We start from the raw sequence: 269 nt of genomic DNA, 5'->3' as shown, positions 1-269 counted from the left end.
GACAACGGTGTTAGCGACAACGGCGTTGTCCATTGCGATTGCCTGCGGTTCATCCGCGAGCCTGGCGTTGGCGGCGAAAGATGCTGCGCGGTCCTCGATTGGCACTGCGCGGGTGTTCTCGGTGCCGGCCGAACCGAAGCCAGCCAGCCAGCCAGTGATCCACCCCGCGAGAACGACCGTTCCGCAAAAGGTCGGCGCCACTATCGTAAATCGCCGCGGGTTCATGATGCTGTCGCCTCCATAGGCTCCGCCGGAGCCGTGTAGAAAAG

The 269-nt window shown here is 63.2% G+C and carries 1 pseudogene; it reads right to left on the bottom strand.

The window, feature by feature from the left end:
- Positions 1 to 225: pseudogene (locus AC0L3X_RS47555) on the bottom strand (transglycosylase); the annotation flags it as partial.
- Positions 226 to 269: the final 44 nt, after the last annotated feature.

The organism is Bradyrhizobium sp. MI1.7 (assembly GCF_055811795.1).
Note: the sequence above shows the minus strand (reverse complement) of the source record. Positions and strands in the feature narration are given on the sequence as shown.